The sequence below is a fragment of the Microcoleus sp. AT3-D2 genome (assembly GCF_036705715.1).
Classification (GTDB): Bacteria; Cyanobacteriota; Cyanobacteriia; order Cyanobacteriales; family Microcoleaceae; genus Microcoleus.
In genome coordinates this window covers 104390-121729 of record NZ_JAUBVE010000002.1, presented here as the reverse complement: position 1 = coordinate 121729, position 17340 = coordinate 104390, and the positions used below count along the sequence as shown (strand labels likewise).

The window sequence follows — 17340 nt, the reverse complement described above, 5'->3', positions numbered from 1 at the left end:
TCGGGCATGAGCACAGACCTTTCCTTGGGTCTGCCCTGCTTGTGCTATCTGTCATGCCAGTCAGAAAAACTTTGGCCCTGAGACTCGGTGAAGGGCCCAAAGTCAGCATTGTTAAATTCTGTCTAGTTTATTAATGCACCACTCATGTCAATCACTAATCGGATTAGTTTCAATAATCTCAAGGGCGACATCTTCGGCGGTGTCACGGCTGCCATTGTCTCGCTGCCCCTTGCCCTCGCCTTCGGGGTCGCTTCGGGAATCGGGCCGATCGGGGGACTGTACGGTGCCATTTGCGTTGGCTTCTTTGCGGCGCTGTTTGGTGGCACCCCAACACTGATTTCTGAACCCACGGGGCCGATGACTGTGGTGATGACTGCGATCGTCGCATCCCTCACCGCCAGCAATCCCGAACAAGGGCTAGCAATGGCATTTACCGTTGTGATGCTGGCGGGGTTGTTTCAAATCATCTTTGGTATTTTCAAGCTAGGGAAATACGTCACCCTGATGCCCTACAGCGTGATTTCCGGCTTTATGTCGGGAATTGGCGTGATTTTGATCATTCTGCAAATTGCACCGTTTCTGGGTCAAGCCCCTCCCAAAGGCGGTGTTTTGGGCACTTTTATGGCAATTCCGCAGTTGCTAGGAAACATAAATCCGCCGGAAGCAATTCTGGGTGTCTTGACGGTGGCAATTATTTTCCTGATGCCCAAACAGGTGAAGAAAATCGTGCCCCCGCAATTGATAGCGCTGATTGTCGGCACGGTAATTTCGATGACTGTGTTTCAGGGCGCGGATATTCGCCGGATTGGGGCAATTCCGGTGGGACTGCCCCCCTTGCAATTGCCGACTTTTTCCGCCGGTCAAATCACGGTGATGTTTGTGGATGCGGTGATGCTGGGGATGCTGGGCTGTATCGATACCTTGCTGACGGCGGTGGTGGCGGACAGTCTAACGCGGACGGAGCACAAGTCCGATAAGGAGTTGATTGGTCAAGGAATTGGCAATATCGTGTCGGGGATCTGCGGTGGCTTACCGGGCGCCGGGGCAACGATGGGAACTGTGGTCAATATCCAAACAGGCGCGACTTCGGCGTTGTCGGGTTTAACTCGGGCGTTGGTGTTGCTGGTGGTGGTTTTGGGGGCGGCGAAGTTAACTGAACCGATTCCGATGGCGGTGTTGGCGGGGATTGCGCTGAAGGTGGGGATTGATATCCTTGACTGGAGTTTCCTGAAACGATCGCACAAAGTATCTGTTAAGGGTTCCCTGATCATGTACGGGGTACTATTTTTGACTGTGTTTGTGGATCTGATTGTGGCGGTGGGTGTGGGCGTCTTTATTGCCAATATCCTGACTATCGAACGGTTGAGTAGTTTGCAGTCTGCGGGAGTGAAGCTGATTTCCGATACGGATGATGAGGTTCTTCTCAGTCAGGAGGAGAAGCAACTGTTGGATCAGGGTAGGGGGCGCGTGTTGCTGTTCTGCTTGAGCGGCCCGATGATTTTTGGGTTGTCGAAGGCGATTTCCCGCGAACACAATGCTATGAAGGATGCCGATGCTTTGGTGATGGATCTGACTGCTGTGCCCATGCTGGGGGTGACGGCTTCGCTGGCGATCGAAAATGCGATTCGCGATGCCTGCGATAAGGGTTTGCAGGTTTACATTGTCGGTGCTAGCGAGAAAATTCAGCAGCGCTTGCAGAAGTTGGGATTGTTGGATCTGATCGCGCCAGAGCATGTCATGAGCGATCGTACCGCAGCCTTGCGACAAGCCGTCGCTGTGGTTGACAACAAAGGCATCCCCTTGGGAGTGCCGGTGTAACAAGCCGCGAATTAGCCAAAATAGTAGTGGTTTAGCAGGAGTGCCAGTTTCTCCTGCTATTTTTATGGCTCGATCGCCCCTTTCATATCATTTCCGATTGCATCGGTATTGTTCAAATGTCCAAACAGTCAGCTCGAAAGCATAATTTTAGTCAACAGCCAACAGCCAACAGTCAACAGTCAACAGTCAACAATCATCTCGCTCGTGCAACCATAATTGATAGGAATTTTTGATTTTCTTCAGTCCCCCTCTGCTGGGACGAGAGGCAAGTGTAGACGAGGTTTTAACCGCCCAGTCTTCTGGCGTGTAGCTATACAACCAGAAATTATCCGATTGATATAGCGGGTAGGCACGGAATATCTGTAACGCCTGGGTCGTAGCTCAGTTGTTTGAGCAGTGTGGTAATTTGCCCTCTATGGTGAGTTTGATGATTGAACATATGTGTCACGAGAACCCAAGTCGGTAGCACGCGGCATTTACCATCTACATTGCTTGTGTACTCAAACGGTTGACTCAACCAGTCAGAATTAAGGTGTCTAGACCATTCTATAATTTGCCGATCGGTTGTCTCCCGTTCTGCTCTCAAAACCTCAAATTCAGCATAGAGTTCTTGACCGATAACGGCTACCGAAAATGGGTGAAGAGTGAAACGACCCATCCATACTTTGTCACCATACAGTAAGTGATTCAAAGTGCCATGAATCGACTTAAAAAAGGCACCCATATCCTGTTTGCGCTGTTCATCAGGAATTGTCGAGCAGACAGAATATATATTTTGGTTCATCCAGCAATTGTACTCGGCCATTAGCTGGTAGTAGCTACCGTCGTACATACTCAAAACTTAACCACATAGTTTGAACAACTTACATTATACAACAAATACGTCTTTCATAATACTCCAGACTCTAATTGGTCTAGATAAATAAATTCAGGAGCTTTAACTCCCGCTTCCTCTCTAATTTTAACCAGTGCAGGCGACTCAAAAAACGCCCTAGCATCTGCGATTGATGTCCACGCGGAGAAATGAACGATTTTGTTGGGTTCATTGTCATATTTCAAGACTTGATAGGAGCGCTCTCCAGCTTCTTTTCGGATGCTTTCAGCCTGATCGAATACCTGTTTCCAAGCTTCATAATTTTCTACTTCATGAATAATTAAGACATATTGCATAGCAGTTAGATTCTCTGATAATTTCAAAACTTCAAACGAATATTTTTATTAGACTAACTCACCTTGTCTCCAAAGCCGAGCACAGGAGAGCGAGTAAATTATACCGTAGCGACGGTTGAAAATCCTGCCAACACCGAACAGAGCGATCGCGCTTTCCACTAAAGTAGTAAACAGTGCCCGATCTAAGTTTTTCCTAAATATCGTGTCTATATTTTCTGAAATTCCGACTGTGTGGCTGCAAATTTCCCTCGTGGGAGTCTGGCTGGGTTTGATTTTACTGGTAGCTGAGGGGTTAAATCGCTTTACTTCTGTCGATCCTGAAGTATCGCGGAAGGTGGTGCACATCGGTACTGGAAACGTGATTTTGCTGGCGTGGTGGCTGGAAATACCCGGTTGGGTGGGGATTTCGGCGGGGGTTTTAGCAGGCGCGATCGCCCTAATTTCTTACCAAGTTCCCATTTTGCCGAGTCTTAATAGTATCAACCGCAAGAGTTTGGGGACTTTTTTCTATGCTGTTAGTATCAGCGTTCTCGTAGCTTGGTTTTGGCCGCTGCAACATCAGGAATACGCTGCTTTGGGCATTTTAGTCATGACTTGGGGCGACGGATTGGCTGCTGTCATCGGGCAGAAATACGGCAAACATATTTATCGAGTTGGGGGAATTCAGAAGAGTTGGGAAGGTTCTGCAACTATGTATTTGGTGAGTTTTGCTATTAGTAGTTTGATTTTGCTGGCGGTTCAAGGAAATATTTGGCAAACTTGGGCTGTGTCTGCTGTTGTAGCTTTGGCTGCTGCTACTTTGGAGTCGGTTTCCAAGCTGGGAATTGACAATCTGACTGTGCCGATCGGCAGTGGGGCGATCGCCTTTTTCCTAAATCAATTTTTGATAATTGGTAATGTGTAATCTGAACTTCCCCCCACGGGTGGTGTTGCTGGATATAGGTATGAATTCAAGATTTCGCAATTGCTATAAACCCGCTTGAGGGTAAGTTTTGTAACTTCAAGCGAAAAGGTGATTCATACCGTGAATCAGCAACGCCAATTATCAATTGTCTAAGTTCCGTTAAAGCAGCCGACGTGCTTGTAAAATTTGTTGTTGCCATTGCTCGAAAGCGGGGATGTTTGAGCGATCGTCTGTGGGAAACATCGCCCTGATTTGCTCGATAAGCTCGATCGCCAGCGGTACGCCAAGCTGCAATTGTTCCAACACATCCCGCTGAGCAAAAACTGTTTCCGGTGTTCCTTCTAAAATCAAGTTTCCTCGATCCATTACAAACACCCAATCTGCCCAGCGGTAGATGAAATCGAGATCGTGACTTGCTAAAAGAATAGTAGTTCCGGCGTTGTGAATTTGTTGGAGTAAACCGATCAGTTGTCGGGTGTGACGCGGATCGAGATAGGCGGTAGGTTCATCTAACAGCAGCAGTTTGGGCTCCAGAACCATGATATCGGCGATGGAAACCCGCTTTTTCTGGCCCAAACTGAGATTGTGAATTGGTTCGCGGGCGAGTTCGCTTAGATCGAATTGCTCGATCGCCTGCTGTACCTGTTGAGCAACTTCGGATTCTTTTAAGCCTAAATTGTACAATCCATAGGAAATATCTTCTTCTACCGTCGAAGCTACTAATTGATGTTCGGGATTTTGAAAGACGAGTCCGATTTGTTGGCGCAGTTGCATCAAAGATTTGCGATCGTAGCGAAAGGGTTCACCTTGCCAGCTAATGATTCCCTGTTGCGGTTGATATAAGCCATTTGCTAACAGAAAAAATGTAGTTTTGCCACAGCCATTTTGACCGATCAGCCCGCACCGTTTCCCAGCGGGGACTTTGAGATTTAAACCCTGAATTGCCACTCGCGAACCGCAGGGATAGGAGTAGGAAGTGCGATCGAATTCGAGAATCCATTCAGACATATTCGTTATTTTTTATTTTTTATAACCTTGTTCCCAGGCTCTGCCTGGGAATAAATACCCGGAGGCTATGCCTCCAATTACCGATTACCGATTACCGATGAATGATTACCAATTACCGATTACCATTGTATAGCAATCCTTGCAGGAGTCTTAAACTTTTTACCCCACCCCAACCCTCCCCTTATCAAGGGGAGGGAGTAAGAAATTCACAAATGAGTCGTAAACTTTTTACCCCACCCCAACCCTCCCCTTATCAAGGGGAGGGAGTAAGAAATTCACAAATGATTTAGAATTGCTGCTATATTTGTGTCAGCCTTGATCAGATTTTGACAACTGCCAAAGTTGCATTTCATAACAGAGATGTTGCTCAAAAAGTTTGCCCGCCTCCAATCCTTCAACCACCAGCTTCTTGAACCAGCGACGAAATATCCAGCGCAGGAATTTGTGGATGGGCGGAACTGTGATCGCAATCAAATCTGCAACATAGATCATCGTATTCAGTCCATATCGGCGGAAAGTATCGACATACAAATCGATTGTCGGCAAAATATGGGCGGAAATATCCTCAGTTTTTACTAAAGTGAATCCAGCCTGCTTTAATGCTGCATGAAGTTCCGTAACAACATGACAATTAGAGAACATTCCCTCTTTATAATTAGCATCAGATCGCAGCATATCAGCCAGCAACACGTAACCGCCCTGATTGAGGATTTTGGCGGCACCGTTAGCAATATCAACAGCCGACATATACTGGCTACTTTCGCTAAAGAGAATAAGATCGTAGAAATGAGTTGCTTTGAAGTCTTCAAACCTGGTGAGGTGGAAGATTGCCCGATCGCCCGTACACTTAACAAAGCGCTGTTGTTGGAACGGATCGGGTGCGAGCCCTTCGACTGCAAAACCTCGATCGAGTAAATAAGCCGCATTTCCGCCAATCCCGCAGCCCACATCGAGTATCGTATGAGTGCCTTTGGGGATCGCATCCAACAGTTTTACAGTATAAGCTTGCTGAGCGAGGCGCAATCGGGCGATCGTTAGTTCGTCAGCGGGCACAGGTAGGGTTTCCCAATAGCCGTAGTGAAGGTAGGGCGAATCTGTCAGGCCCAAATAGTAATTAAGCGCTGCATTTTGGTAGCGAGTTACCTTGGAAATTTCGATTGATTTTGGCTGCGGCATTCGGAAAATTTAGTAAGTTTTAGGATTTCGGGCAGAGTTGAAATTCTTCCCAGCGCTTGCATACCTGTTCATAGCACTCAACAGGAGAAATTGCCAAGTTTTGCAACAAATTGATATCAATCTGACCGTTGGCGATCGACAAAAATATAATTGCTTCCTTGGGTTCGTAGCTATCAATGATTTGGAGCAGATTTGAAACAGTGTTTTCCTCTAGTTCTAGTTCTTGCAAATAAACAGTTGCCTCCAAATCGGAAATAAATTGCAGATCATACTTTATAGTATCTACGCTCCAATTCACAGAGCAGTTAATGGGAGTAGTTATTTGGCAAGCAACCAAGCCTCGTCCTCGATGCAAAAAACCATTCCAAGCAGTATGTCCGATCGGCAAAATATTCTGGTGAATAAACAAGTTTTGCCAGTAGCCAAAACTACCCTGCCAAACACTATCTTCGATTCGCATTTTTTTCATTAAAATAATATATGCTTCAGAACACAGCTCGAATTACATCAGCATTCATCTGTGTTTATCTGCTGATATCTGCGGTTAAAAAATCTCAATCCAATAATTAAAAAAATAATAAACTCACCATCATCCATACCTCGCAGATGAAAAACAACAGGTAAACAGATCGGCGGGCATCCTGACTCAGAGATGCAATAATCTCATTACAGTTGCGGGACAGCGCCGGATTCGCACCGAACTTTCCCCCTTGCGTCTGATGGCTGTTCTCCATCAGAGCCGATCGATATACGGGGATATTACCACTATTTGGGATATTTGACAAAAAACCGTCCGCCTATTCACCAAACTCAATATTTTCATACAAATCTGCCAGCGAAATTTCCACAGCAACAGATGTTAAACTGAGCCGATCGCCCATACAGCTATATTCCGAAAATATCCACTTATTCGCTTCAGTTTTAGAATATTGCTCCACCTGTAGCCGATATTGATCGATTAATAAATACTCCTGAAAACTAGGAATAGTGCGATAAGCAGCAAACTTTTCATCGCGGTCATAAGCTTTGGTACCTTTAGACAGCACCTCAGCAATGAGCAGCGGATTAGTAATTGTATCCGTCCGTCCAGATTGCAGTTCGATCGGGCGCGCTACCACCATCACATCCGGGTAAGTATAATTATTAAGCTGCGGAACCCAAAGCCGCTGATCCGATGCAAAAATACTGTAAGGTTGACCCTTGAGACTCACCCTCAAAATAGCATTTAAGATGCTTGTAATTTCATTATGATTCGGTGCGCCACCAGCCATCAGAACAATATCCCCATTGATAAATTCATGCCGATCCTGAGAATTTATTTCCAATTCTAGATATTCCTGGGCCGTGTAGGTTTTGGTTTCAACTGGCGCGATCATATACAACGCTCTCCTTTAATCTACTCATTTCATTTTATCTTAAAAATTATGCTAATTCAACAGAAAATTAGATTTTAATTATACTAATAAACAGGCAAGATGTTTGTTCCACAAGGAATTTTCTGGTGGGGTGGGCATCCTGCCCGCCCCTGAAAGGCTTATTGAGAATGTGCAAGATGTGAGTCCGATCGCACTTAACAAACTTACCGCAGCGGGACAAAGTTATAGCCAGTGCTTCCTCCTTGTTTAACTTGCACTAAAATCGGCTTACCAGCCCGATCGCCCGTGGGCAAAAACCTCACTTCTTCGCTTGCTCCTGGTGCCGAGAAACTCGGACTTTTGAGTGCTTGTTGCAGCCCTTCCCGCGTATTGCTTTGCTTCAAACCCGCGATCACAGCTTGAGTCGCGTCAAAACTCATTGCTGTCCGCCAATTTACTACTCCTCCCCAACGCTGATTGGCATTTTTTGGGAAAGTGCTGCCGGGATTAGTTTCAGGATGCCAGGAAACAGGCAAAACAAGCCCGTCAATGTCTTTTTGCCCGTCTTTTAGCGTTTGAAAGGTGTAAAGAGTTGAACTGCCGTAGAGTGGCAATTTGCCTTGATTTGCACGCGCTAGATCGATCGCGCGATCGAGGCGCTCGATGTAGGGTGCTAGCATCAATACTTCTGCTCCTTTGCTAACAGCATCGGCAATGGCATTGTTGGGATTAAATGTCGGCGCTGACAAGTCGCAGACAATAGGAACTAATCTGCCGGCTGATGCTGAAAGAGAGGCAATAAATTCATCCTTAAATGAAGCGCTGCCAGCAGCTTGAGAGTCGTAGCAGAAGGCAATATTGGCTTTGCCTGCTTGTTTGACGATATACTCTGCTAAAGGAGCAGTCGTCGAGCCACTATTTAGCACAGTCCGAAAAATATAGCTGCCAAAACCTGACAAATTATTCGTACTGCTGGTAGGTGTCACCATCACCAGTTTCTTTTCCTGATAAATTGGAGCGGCAGCTAAAGACGCAGTGCTGTCATTGTGTCCGATTACCGCGAGAATTTTCGGGTCATTTGCTAAGGCTGCTGCAACTTCTTTGGCAACTTCTGGACGGTTATTGTCATTGACAATTTCAACTTGCAAACCGGCACCGTTAATTCCTCCCCTAGCGTTGATTTCATCTTGAGCTTGGGCGACACCTCGGAGGATTTCTTGGGCGATGTTGGGGTTGCTGCCGCTCGGCACGCTGACGGCAATTTTCAGAGAAGTGCGATCGCTTACTCTCGCATTATTCAAATAGATTACCGTTTCCGGGTCGTTGCGATTTTGTTGCAACGAAGCCTGAAATTTTTGAACAGCTTCTTTGTAATCTCCTTTGGCAAAAGCTGTAACGCCTGCTTGCTTTTTGGCTGTTGTTTGCGATGTCAGCAATATCTGATTTCCTAAACTCATGTGAGTGGCGATCGACCCCGATTTCTCTGAAATTTTGCCCTTGAATAAACCTGGAATAAACTTGTATCCGCCAAACGCAATTAAGCCGAAGAGAATAATAAAAACAATGGGCGGCGGACTTTTTATTTTGTTAGTATCTTGATACATGATTTGTTCTCCTTATTGCGATATTGTTTACTGTTGAGAGGCAGAGGGTCAGGGTATTCCCAGGGAGAGCCTGGGACGATAAAAAACATCTATAATTATTGGGTCAGTGCCTCTTCTCGTCAATGGGTAAAATCTGCGATTGATTGTACAAATTCAGTTCTAGCAGTCGGCGAGAAATCTCATCGTCTAGCATCATTTGGTCCAGGTCTGCCGTCAGTTTTTCAGCCGGATTTTCCGATAATTCGACTAAGGCATTGGTTTGCAAGTAGCGCTTGTGGATAGATGACTGTGCCTCTTCAAATTGCGATTGCGCTGAATCTGTACTGATGCTGCCGTTCACTTTAGCGATATCCGCTAATGCCTCATTTACTTCTGACAAATCTTTGAGGTTTTGCAGTTCCATTTTGTAGGTTTCTAAGCGCTGGCGTTCGCGATTCAATTTATCTTTATTGGCAGTCAAAATTTGTTCTGATTGAGCAACTTGCCCTGCTAATGTTGGCAGCCATTTTTCAATCGAGATCGCTTTTGCCATCGCTAAACGTGCGGCTGCTTCATTGCCGTGATAATTAGCTAGAGTTGCCTGCTGTTCTAGTTGGATAAATTCTTGCTTTTTGCTATCATATTTCTGTTTAGTTTGTTGATAACTTGCAGAAATTTGGGCAACAGATTCAGTTAACTTAAGCACGGACTTTTGCATGGATTGCAGCGATTCTTGGGCAACTTGCACTGCAATTTTGTTGTCAGCTTCAATGGGCAATCCCCACAGCCAACTCCACACTGCTTTAAGTTTGTAACTGTTACGATTGCCGAAAAGTCCATGAATTAATTTGAGGGCGGCCAGTGCTACTATCCCTAAGAGAATAAAAGCCGTTGGGTTGGGATTATTTTGGTTGGGTTTTTGTTGAGTCATTTTGTATTCTCCTGGATGAGTAATATCGTTGACGGTTGTTTTTGAATAAATGAATGATGCAACTGCAGAGGGCGCAGAGTCAGAAAAGAGAAAGATAATACTGTTAACATAATCAAACCAGCACTGAAAGTCAATTCATATAATTCATTGATAGATATCATAAAAGTCATAATATTAGACTTCATAAAAGTCATATTTGGTCGAATTATTGCAATCAGCTTGTTCGCGACAAAATCACCAAATTTTTGTCCACTGTTTCCCGGTTGGGTTTCTGGTGCGATCGCACACAGCACATTTCCCTATAATGCTAGGATCGTAGAACAAGTAAGTGCGATCGACTTTGGTGAATTCATCTGTTTGTGTCCAACTATAAATGTCATAATCTTGTGCCTGTCATTTTCAGAGTAGTAAGGTTTGAGCATTTAATTTATGGGTTCCCAATCACAGATAGACTCGGGTTTGAGAGGGCAAGTTTTGGGGGCGATCGGATTTCCGCTGAGGAAGAGCCAAGTCAGGTTAGTCAAGGATTCTAGCGGTTTGATGTCGCTGATTTTATTGTTGTCGAGAACTATCCCAATCAGGTCAGTCAAAGATGCTAGCGGTTTGATGTCGCTGATTTGATTGTTCTTGAGTTCGAGCCGAGTCAGTTTAGTCAAAGATTGCAATGGTTTAATGTCGCTGATTTGATTGTTATCGAGAATGAGCGAAGTCAGTTTAGTCAAGGATTCTAGCGGTTTGATGTCGCTGATTTTATTGTTGTCGAGACCGAGATAATCCAGTTTAGTCAAAGATTGCAAGGGTTTGATGTCGCTGATTTTATTGTCGTCGAGGTAGAGATTAGTTAGGTTAGTCAATGATTGCAATGGTTTGATCTCGCTGATTTGATTGTCGTCGAGGTAAAGATAATCCAGTTTCGTCAAAAATTGTAGCGGTTTGATGTCGCTGATTTTATTGCTGTTGAGGAAGAGCCAAGTCAGGTTAGTCAAAGATGCTAGTGGTTTGATGTCGCTGATTTTATTGTTTTCGAGAACGAGCGAAGTCAGGTTAGTCAAAGATGCTAGCGGTTTGATGTCGCTGATTTTATTGTTTTCGAGAACGAGATTCGTGAGACTCGAAAGTTTCCAATCGGCTGCATCGCACTCAGTAGTCTCAGCTTCTCTCAACATCACCTCAACAGTATGTTTAGTTGCAGGACTCAAAGAAGCTTTTTCGCGACACCAATCACCAAATGTTTTGTTTGCCGGCTGCGTCTGTGCGACTGATGGGGAAGATATATTTCCACATGATCTTAGACCGATCGCACTAAAAGCAACTACCACCATCAACCTTGACAAATTTACGTATTTCTGTCTAACCATAAACGTCATAATTTTGCACCTCTAATTCTCTGAACAGTAAAATCTTAAACAAAAAGCTTTCAGAGAGGACCGTCGTCCTCTCTACAAATTGCACTCAGCTCAAATACCTAACAATTCACCAAATGCCGAATCAATATCAGTTTCATCAATAGCCTCATACTGAGGAAATGGTGAATGATTAGGAGACTCCAATGACTCCACCGAATGCACTTTTGCTACTGGTGATTCGGCCACAGGTTCCACAAGGACAGACTTAGATTTCTTGACATTAATTACAGGTGAATGTACTCCATTTTCTCCATTCTTACTGGTTTCATTCCGCACCAACATTGCCATCAAAGCGTCCAGCAAACCCCCACTACCGCCGTTACCATTCACTGTGACATCGGGAACAACACGAACGCTACCATCCGAAACTGCTTGCATCAGTTGCAACAGCGTGTAACTCTGCGTACCCAAAGCGTTGACACCAACTTGATAAGCATCCGCTTTTGCTTGTCCCATCAGCCGAATCCCTTCTGCTTCACCACTAGCGTGTTCGATCGCAGCAGTTGCACTCAGTTGGGCAATTTTCACCCCTTGTTCTGCCGCCACCACCTGATTTTGAATATTTGCGATCGCAGTTGCGCGCACCAATTCTTGACGCTGCGACTCTGAAATGCGCTGTACGTCGTAAGTTTTTTCTTGTTCCTGAGCAATTTTGCGATCAGTCAATGTTTGCATCAACTCTGGTGGCGGCGAAATCAAACCGATCAGCGTGTCCACAGCTTGCACGTCGTAGGCGCGCAGGGCTTGACGAACGTGTTCTGCCGCCTCTGCTTGGCGCTCGCTGCGCGCGATCAGGAAATCGAGTATTGTATATTCTTGAGAGGAATTGCGAAAATAATTGCCCACAATTGGACGCAGCACTTGGTCGATCAGATTTTGCATGGAACCTTGGCGCGAAATGACTCTCGGTGCATCCAAAGTACCGACATGAATGATCTGAAAAACTTCTAACTCAAACGTAAATCCGTCAAAAGAAAGCAATTTCAGAGCACTTAATTTGGAGTCGTAGCCGTGTTCTCCGCTGAACCGCGATGTGAAGTTTAAAACAACATCCGTAGTGGGAACAAGTTCTACTTTCATCACTTTTGTATTTATCGGATGTTTGCCTGGATAAAGCGGTTCGACCCACACACCTTTATCGCCTTTATTGACGAGATTACCGTGGGTAAAAGCGGCGCCGCTTACATCTTGGTGCGATTTTCCCACATAGGAAATTACTACGCCTACATAACCGATCGGCACTTCCGTCATATTTACTTGTTCAACTTGCACAAACCAGGGATTGAGGTTCCAGGAACCAGATAGAATCACCTGTTCTTGCAAGCCCCTACGCCCGCCACCCTTGATAAAAGATTGTGCTTTTTGGAAATTGTCGTGACCGGGAATTATCGGCCCAGCAATTTCACCTTCATCAATCGGAACGCCGTCTAGGACGTTCGCAATTCCCACGCGATCGGGATCAAGTTTGTATAGTTGAAGTTGCGACGGCTGCATACCCTTTGCAGCGGCATTAGCTGAAGTAATCACCTCAAATACAGCCGTATTAATCCGATAAGTACCAGTGGTGATGATGGCTAGTTGCCGTCCTTTTTCTCCACCGTCGGTGAGGAATTTGCGGGCATTTTGAAAATTGTCGCAATCGACGACTTTGCCTAAAATGCGATCGGGAGGAATGGTAGCTCCGTCATTGGCAATAATTAAACCAATTTCATCTTGAGGAACGACAACAACTGGTTCTTTGCGAATGCTATATTGCCAGGGAAAATAACCAAAATGCCAGCCGGGAGGAAGGGTATCTGCTTGCAAACCTCCTTCGCCATCGAGAGCAATTAATCTATTGGAGGGCAAATTTTTGCGGGAGAATTTCTTAGTAACAATTCCCACTTCTCGTTCGCCGATCGCAATTAATCCCAAAGTCCAGCCAATCTTGGGTATAAAGATGAAAACTAGGAACATTGCTCCTACGGGATAGATCCAAATCGGAATGCTAAATCCTTCTGCTTGGGCTAGTTGAACTTCTTGGGCTTGCGGAGGTGGCGGATTGGTTTGTGCAGAAGCTGGTGGGGCGATCGCTTCTGCTGCTGCGATCGCGGTTGCTACAGATACTGCTAAGGGTAAAAGCTTGCGAAGCCAACGTAATTTAGTCATAGTTTTTAATCTGTTTTAAGCTCAAATTTACTGAAAAGTTGTTAACTACAATCACTATTCAATATATTTCTTTGAACGTCAATTCATTAAATTCATTAATTATGTTCATAAAAGTCATATTTGGAATATGATTGTGCATGAAGTGCGATCGGTGCATCTCAAAATGAGTGACTAAAATTTCCATCCAATATTTAAAAGCGATCGTACAATCTGTAAGAAAGTGCGATCGCCCTTATTCAAATCCTGCCCGCTAAACTAACGAGAATACGAAAATTATCAACAATAGTCCTGGACGCGCGGGTAGTCAGAAACCGGGTTTTTGGCGAGAATACTTGGTTACAACCGGCAGATTCAGTAAAAACCCGGTTTCTTTGCTTGTGATGCGTAAGTCTCGTTGATATTAACCGCCACCGCCACCGCCACCACCACCGCCACCACCGCCGCCACCGCCACCACCACCACCGCCACCACCACCGCTGTCATTGCTAATGACTGGAATTACTGCTTCGTACTCGTTATGGTAAGAGCAGTGTCCACAGTGGTGGGTAACTTGCTGCTTTCCTGAACGGCTAGTAGTTGCAGGAATCAAAACTTTATAAGTTCGTTTGAGATTGAACTTTTTACACTCAGGGCAGCGTCGATTTGCAATGGATGTGATAATTCCTAAAGCTGGAAAAAGTCCGAACAACATTAGAAAAAAAATGGGTCCTAGGTCTATGGAAAAGCCTTCTTCTCCCGGAGAAGATTGAGATTGGTTGCTACTTTGTTGCCAACCAGGTTGAGGTATATTCAGAATTGCCTGGGGAAATGCGATTTGTACTTCTAATTCTTGTTGGGGTTGAATAGCCTGACTTGCCACAAATTCCAATGTTTTAGGATCTACTTGACGAGGAACTGCTGCTGCACCAAAATTCGTAAACGAGAGAACTTTACCTGACAAAGCTTCTGGTAATTTCACCGTAACTTTTCCGCTATTAATCGGAGCTTTGCGACCCGCTGCAATAGCTTTCCAATAAACTAGAGTATTCTCACCATCTAGTTGCAATCCACCTACAACTCGATATTTGATGACAAAAGTATGTGAGTCTGGCGGTTTTAATTCATGTTGCCAACGAATCCAAAGTTGATTATTTTCAGTTCCAGTGCTACTAGGAATTATTTGATTTTTTTCGATAACGGTCACATCTTTAATTTCATCGACCTTATCTAAAGGAATATAGCGATATCGTTCATTGGTGTAGTCTACTGTGAACACATATTTTTGCGTTTCGGTAACTAACATATCTCCGTTGGTCTGAACGTCGATTGTGACGTTGATGTTATCCCAGTAGAATGGTAGTTGTTGGGCCACTGTATGAGTCACTGTTACCAACAATAGGCTTAATGAAGCCATTAACAAAAAAACTATTTTTTTGATGAGTCGTTGATTTATCATAGGATTTCCACAAGATAAGTGTTGACTACAATAATTCAACAGATTTCTTTTGAAGTCAATTCATTAAATTCATTAATTATGTTCATAAAAGTCATATATTAAATCCGGCGGCAGGGAATGAATTTGACTGGTTCCTAAGCTCTGCCTGGGAACCGATTTCCAGAGGCTCTGCCTCGCGTGGCGAAGGGGAAATTGGAGGCAGAGCCTCCGGTTCTGCGTTACCAGGAAGAGCCTGGGAACGAGTAATTTAATGTTGAAATAGCACGTTTAACAAAGTTAAAACTGTACACCCAAACAAAGCTTCAAATATATATCTTCGCGAAGGTTTGTAAGGGGAAGAATGCCAAACCCGCAGTTCTCCATTAAAGCCGCGCGATGCTAAACTCAAGGAAACTTGACGGTAGTTTTCTAAAGTTCGCTGAAGCAATTGCCCGATTAAAATGCTTAAACTGTGCATTCCCCGCTTCCAAGTGCGGTAGCCACAGCGCGAGTTTTGGGCTATCCAAAGTTCATCGGCGATCGCCAATAAGCTAAAAATAAACCGATACATTAGTAATAGCAGTTCTGTGACTAACTCGGGACAGCGTAATTGTCTGAGAATCTGCAAGATTTCGGTAAATGGAACAGTCAAGAGGATGAAATACATACAGCTTGTCGATGCGAAGGCACGGGCAAATAGCAAGCTCACTTGGTATATTCCAGTGCGGCTCACATACAGATAAAAAGTGCCGATGCTAATGCCCCAACCTTGCCAAATATCCCACTGAATTTCCTGAATTTGACTTAACTCAACCGCACCCATCGCCAAAGCAGGCAAACTTGTCAGCAAAAACATCAACGGTAGCGACAGCAACCGCAAATACAGTTTCCCCGGAATACCCGCATAGATGACGATCCAGACAGCCAACCAAAGGGCGATCGACAATTGGACGATCGCCCCAGAAACGAGAGACAGGATTAAAAGGGCGATCGCAAAGGATAACTTGTGAGCTGGCGGCAACCCGCGCAAGCGATTTGTATAAGCCAGACTATCAATCTGATGGTTCATTCCGACGGCTATTCATCATCAGATTTTTGTCGCTGCGATCGCCCCTTGTACAGCCCGACCGCGTAGCCAATTACGCCCGCTCCTAGCGCCGCTTGAGTCGCAAACAGCAAACTTTCAATTTCTCCGCTAGCAGGCTCAAAAAAGTGGTTAAACCAAGGTTGATAGTCCGGTTGAATTTCCGTAATCGCTTTCTGTGCTTCCCCATCCGCTCCGCCGTATTCACCCCGGACAAAAACTAGAGGAATAACGGCAAGCACGATAACAGCAATTACCAACATCCAATTTTGTTGTGAAGTAGCTTGCTGATTTCTTGTGTTTTTTTGACTCATGGCTTATGACTCCTGTCTCAATAGTTTCAAAGTTTCTAACTCCGGCTTCCCGTAAGAATGCAGCCAATTCCAGACTAATACAGTCAGCAATCCCTCACTAATAGCAAGGGGTACTTGAGTGATAGCAAAGATGCCAGCAAACTTTAGAAACGAAGCCATAAAACCGCCGCTTGCTGCGGGGAAAGCTAATGCCAACTGAATCGAAGTAACCACGTAAGTCAGCAAATCTGCCAAAGCTGCTGCACAAAAAATTGCCGCCCGCTGGCTACCAGTTGGCAACAGCAATTGATAGATAAAATACGCAGCGAAAGGGCCGACAATCGCCATCGAAAACATATTAGCTCCCAGCGTTGTCAGCCCGCCGTGAGCTAACAGTAACGTTTGAAACAGCAGAACTAAAGCCCCCAGTACAGCCATCACCGAAGGGCCGAACAAAATTGCACCCAAACCAGTACCCGTGGGGTGAGAACAACTGCCCGTTACCGAGGGAATTTTTAAAGCAGAAAGCACAAAAGTAAACGCACCGGCTAAAGCTAGCAGCAGTTTAAGTTCCGGGTGTTCTTTTGTAATACGAGTAATTGATCGCAAACCTACTGCAAAAAAAGGCAGCGCCACAATCCACCAAAACGCAGCCCATTGCATCGGCAAAAAACCTTCCGAAATGTGCATAGCTGCGGCGGGCGTTGCCGAACCCAAGACAATATAACAACTCAAGCCAGCCATCAATCCCAAGCTGACCAATTTCCGATTTCCGGTCTTCACACTGAACCTCGCAGATGAGACTATGTAAATTAACACATCGGCGGGCATCCTGACTCAGAAAGCGACATGACCTTCATTACAGTTGCGGGACAGCGCCGGACTTGCACCGAACTTTCCCCGTTTCCTCTAACGGCTGCTCCCCATTAGAACCGACTGGTTAGACATAGTTTAGTCGATCGCGTAAGTCTCAGCAAATATTTTACAAAAATTCATTCAGATTAACTAAGTCAAAATTACCTATCATATTCTCTTCTCTTCCTGCGCGTC

16 protein-coding genes and 2 riboswitches are annotated in these 17340 nt (G+C 45.1%); of the genes, 2 read left to right on the top strand and 14 right to left on the bottom strand.

The features are described from left to right. Positions 1–144: 144 nt before the first annotated feature. A complete protein-coding gene (bicA, locus tag QUB44_RS02015; RefSeq protein WP_333362463.1) occupies positions 145–1818 on the top strand; it encodes a bicarbonate transporter BicA in 1674 nt (557 codons plus the stop codon). Between the two features lie 325 nt (positions 1819–2143). On the opposite strand, the gene QUB44_RS02010 is transcribed toward bicA, so the two are convergent. Both QUB44_RS02010 and QUB44_RS02005 read right to left on the bottom strand, forming a co-directional pair. Further along, positions 2144–2650 carry a DinB family protein gene (locus tag QUB44_RS02010; protein ID WP_333362460.1) on the bottom strand — a complete coding sequence of 169 codons (507 nt, stop codon included), beginning with the start codon at positions 2648–2650 and terminating at the stop codon, positions 2144–2146. 56 nt (positions 2651–2706) lie between these two features. Next, positions 2707–2988 carry an antibiotic biosynthesis monooxygenase gene (locus QUB44_RS02005; RefSeq protein ID WP_333362457.1) on the bottom strand — a complete coding sequence of 94 codons (282 nt, stop codon included), beginning with the start codon at positions 2986–2988 and terminating at the stop codon, positions 2707–2709. Positions 2989–3190: 202 nt separating this feature from the next. Here QUB44_RS02005 and QUB44_RS02000 point away from each other — a divergent pair, with 202 nt between their 5' ends. Beyond that, the gene (locus QUB44_RS02000; protein WP_445299857.1) at positions 3191–3892 is read left to right on the top strand and encodes a diacylglycerol/polyprenol kinase family protein; all 702 of its coding nucleotides are present in this window, start codon (positions 3191–3193) and stop codon (positions 3890–3892) included. A 159-nt stretch (positions 3893–4051) separates the two neighbouring features. Here QUB44_RS02000 and QUB44_RS01995 read toward each other — a convergent pair whose 3' ends face one another. The 12 genes from QUB44_RS01995 to QUB44_RS01940 form a co-directional block, all read right to left on the bottom strand. Further along, on the bottom strand, positions 4052–4900 hold the full coding sequence (locus tag QUB44_RS01995; RefSeq protein WP_333362454.1) for an ABC transporter ATP-binding protein: 849 nt from the start codon (positions 4898–4900) through the stop codon (positions 4052–4054). 309 nt (positions 4901–5209) lie between these two features. Next, positions 5210–6076, bottom strand: a complete 867-nt coding sequence (locus QUB44_RS01990) for a methyltransferase domain-containing protein (protein ID WP_333362450.1) — start codon at positions 6074–6076, stop codon at positions 5210–5212. Between the two features lie 19 nt (positions 6077–6095). After that, the gene (locus tag QUB44_RS01985) at positions 6096–6536 is read right to left on the bottom strand and encodes a hypothetical protein (protein WP_333362448.1); all 441 of its coding nucleotides are present in this window, start codon (positions 6534–6536) and stop codon (positions 6096–6098) included. Positions 6537–6690: 154 nt separating this feature from the next. Beyond that, positions 6691–6835, bottom strand: a riboswitch (cobalamin riboswitch). A 38-nt stretch (positions 6836–6873) separates the two neighbouring features. Beyond that, positions 6874–7452 (bottom strand): Uma2 family endonuclease, encoded by a 579-nt coding sequence (locus QUB44_RS01980; RefSeq protein WP_333362445.1) that lies wholly within the window; start codon positions 7450–7452, stop codon positions 6874–6876. Positions 7453–7655: 203 nt separating this feature from the next. Then, the gene (locus tag QUB44_RS01975; RefSeq protein ID WP_333362440.1) at positions 7656–9035 is read right to left on the bottom strand and encodes an ABC transporter substrate-binding protein; all 1380 of its coding nucleotides are present in this window, start codon (positions 9033–9035) and stop codon (positions 7656–7658) included. A gap of 103 nt (positions 9036–9138) precedes the next feature. Then, entirely contained in the window at positions 9139–9945 is an 807-nt protein-coding gene (locus QUB44_RS01970; RefSeq protein ID WP_333362437.1) for a PspA/IM30 family protein, read from the bottom strand. Between the two features lie 422 nt (positions 9946–10367). Then, on the bottom strand, positions 10368–11312 hold the full coding sequence (locus QUB44_RS01965; RefSeq protein WP_333362433.1) for a leucine-rich repeat domain-containing protein: 945 nt from the start codon (positions 11310–11312) through the stop codon (positions 10368–10370). A 90-nt stretch (positions 11313–11402) separates the two neighbouring features. Next, positions 11403–13499: an SPFH domain-containing protein gene (locus QUB44_RS01960; RefSeq protein ID WP_333362430.1), complete on the bottom strand. Its 2097-nt coding sequence runs from the start codon at positions 13497–13499 to the stop codon at positions 11403–11405. 400 nt (positions 13500–13899) lie between these two features. Further along, on the bottom strand, positions 13900–14934 hold the full coding sequence (locus QUB44_RS01955) for a DUF2207 domain-containing protein (RefSeq protein ID WP_333362428.1): 1035 nt from the start codon (positions 14932–14934) through the stop codon (positions 13900–13902). Positions 14935–15181: 247 nt separating this feature from the next. After that, entirely contained in the window at positions 15182–15982 is an 801-nt protein-coding gene (gene cbiQ / locus QUB44_RS01950; protein ID WP_333362425.1) for a cobalt ECF transporter T component CbiQ, read from the bottom strand. 8 nt (positions 15983–15990) lie between these two features. Beyond that, positions 15991–16311, bottom strand: a complete 321-nt coding sequence (locus tag QUB44_RS01945; RefSeq protein WP_333362422.1) for an energy-coupling factor ABC transporter substrate-binding protein — start codon at positions 16309–16311, stop codon at positions 15991–15993. A gap of 3 nt (positions 16312–16314) precedes the next feature. Next, entirely contained in the window at positions 16315–17034 is a 720-nt protein-coding gene (locus QUB44_RS01940) for an energy-coupling factor ABC transporter permease (RefSeq protein ID WP_333362564.1), read from the bottom strand. Between the two features lie 61 nt (positions 17035–17095). Then, positions 17096–17242: riboswitch (cobalamin riboswitch) on the bottom strand. Positions 17243–17340 lie beyond the last annotated feature (98 nt).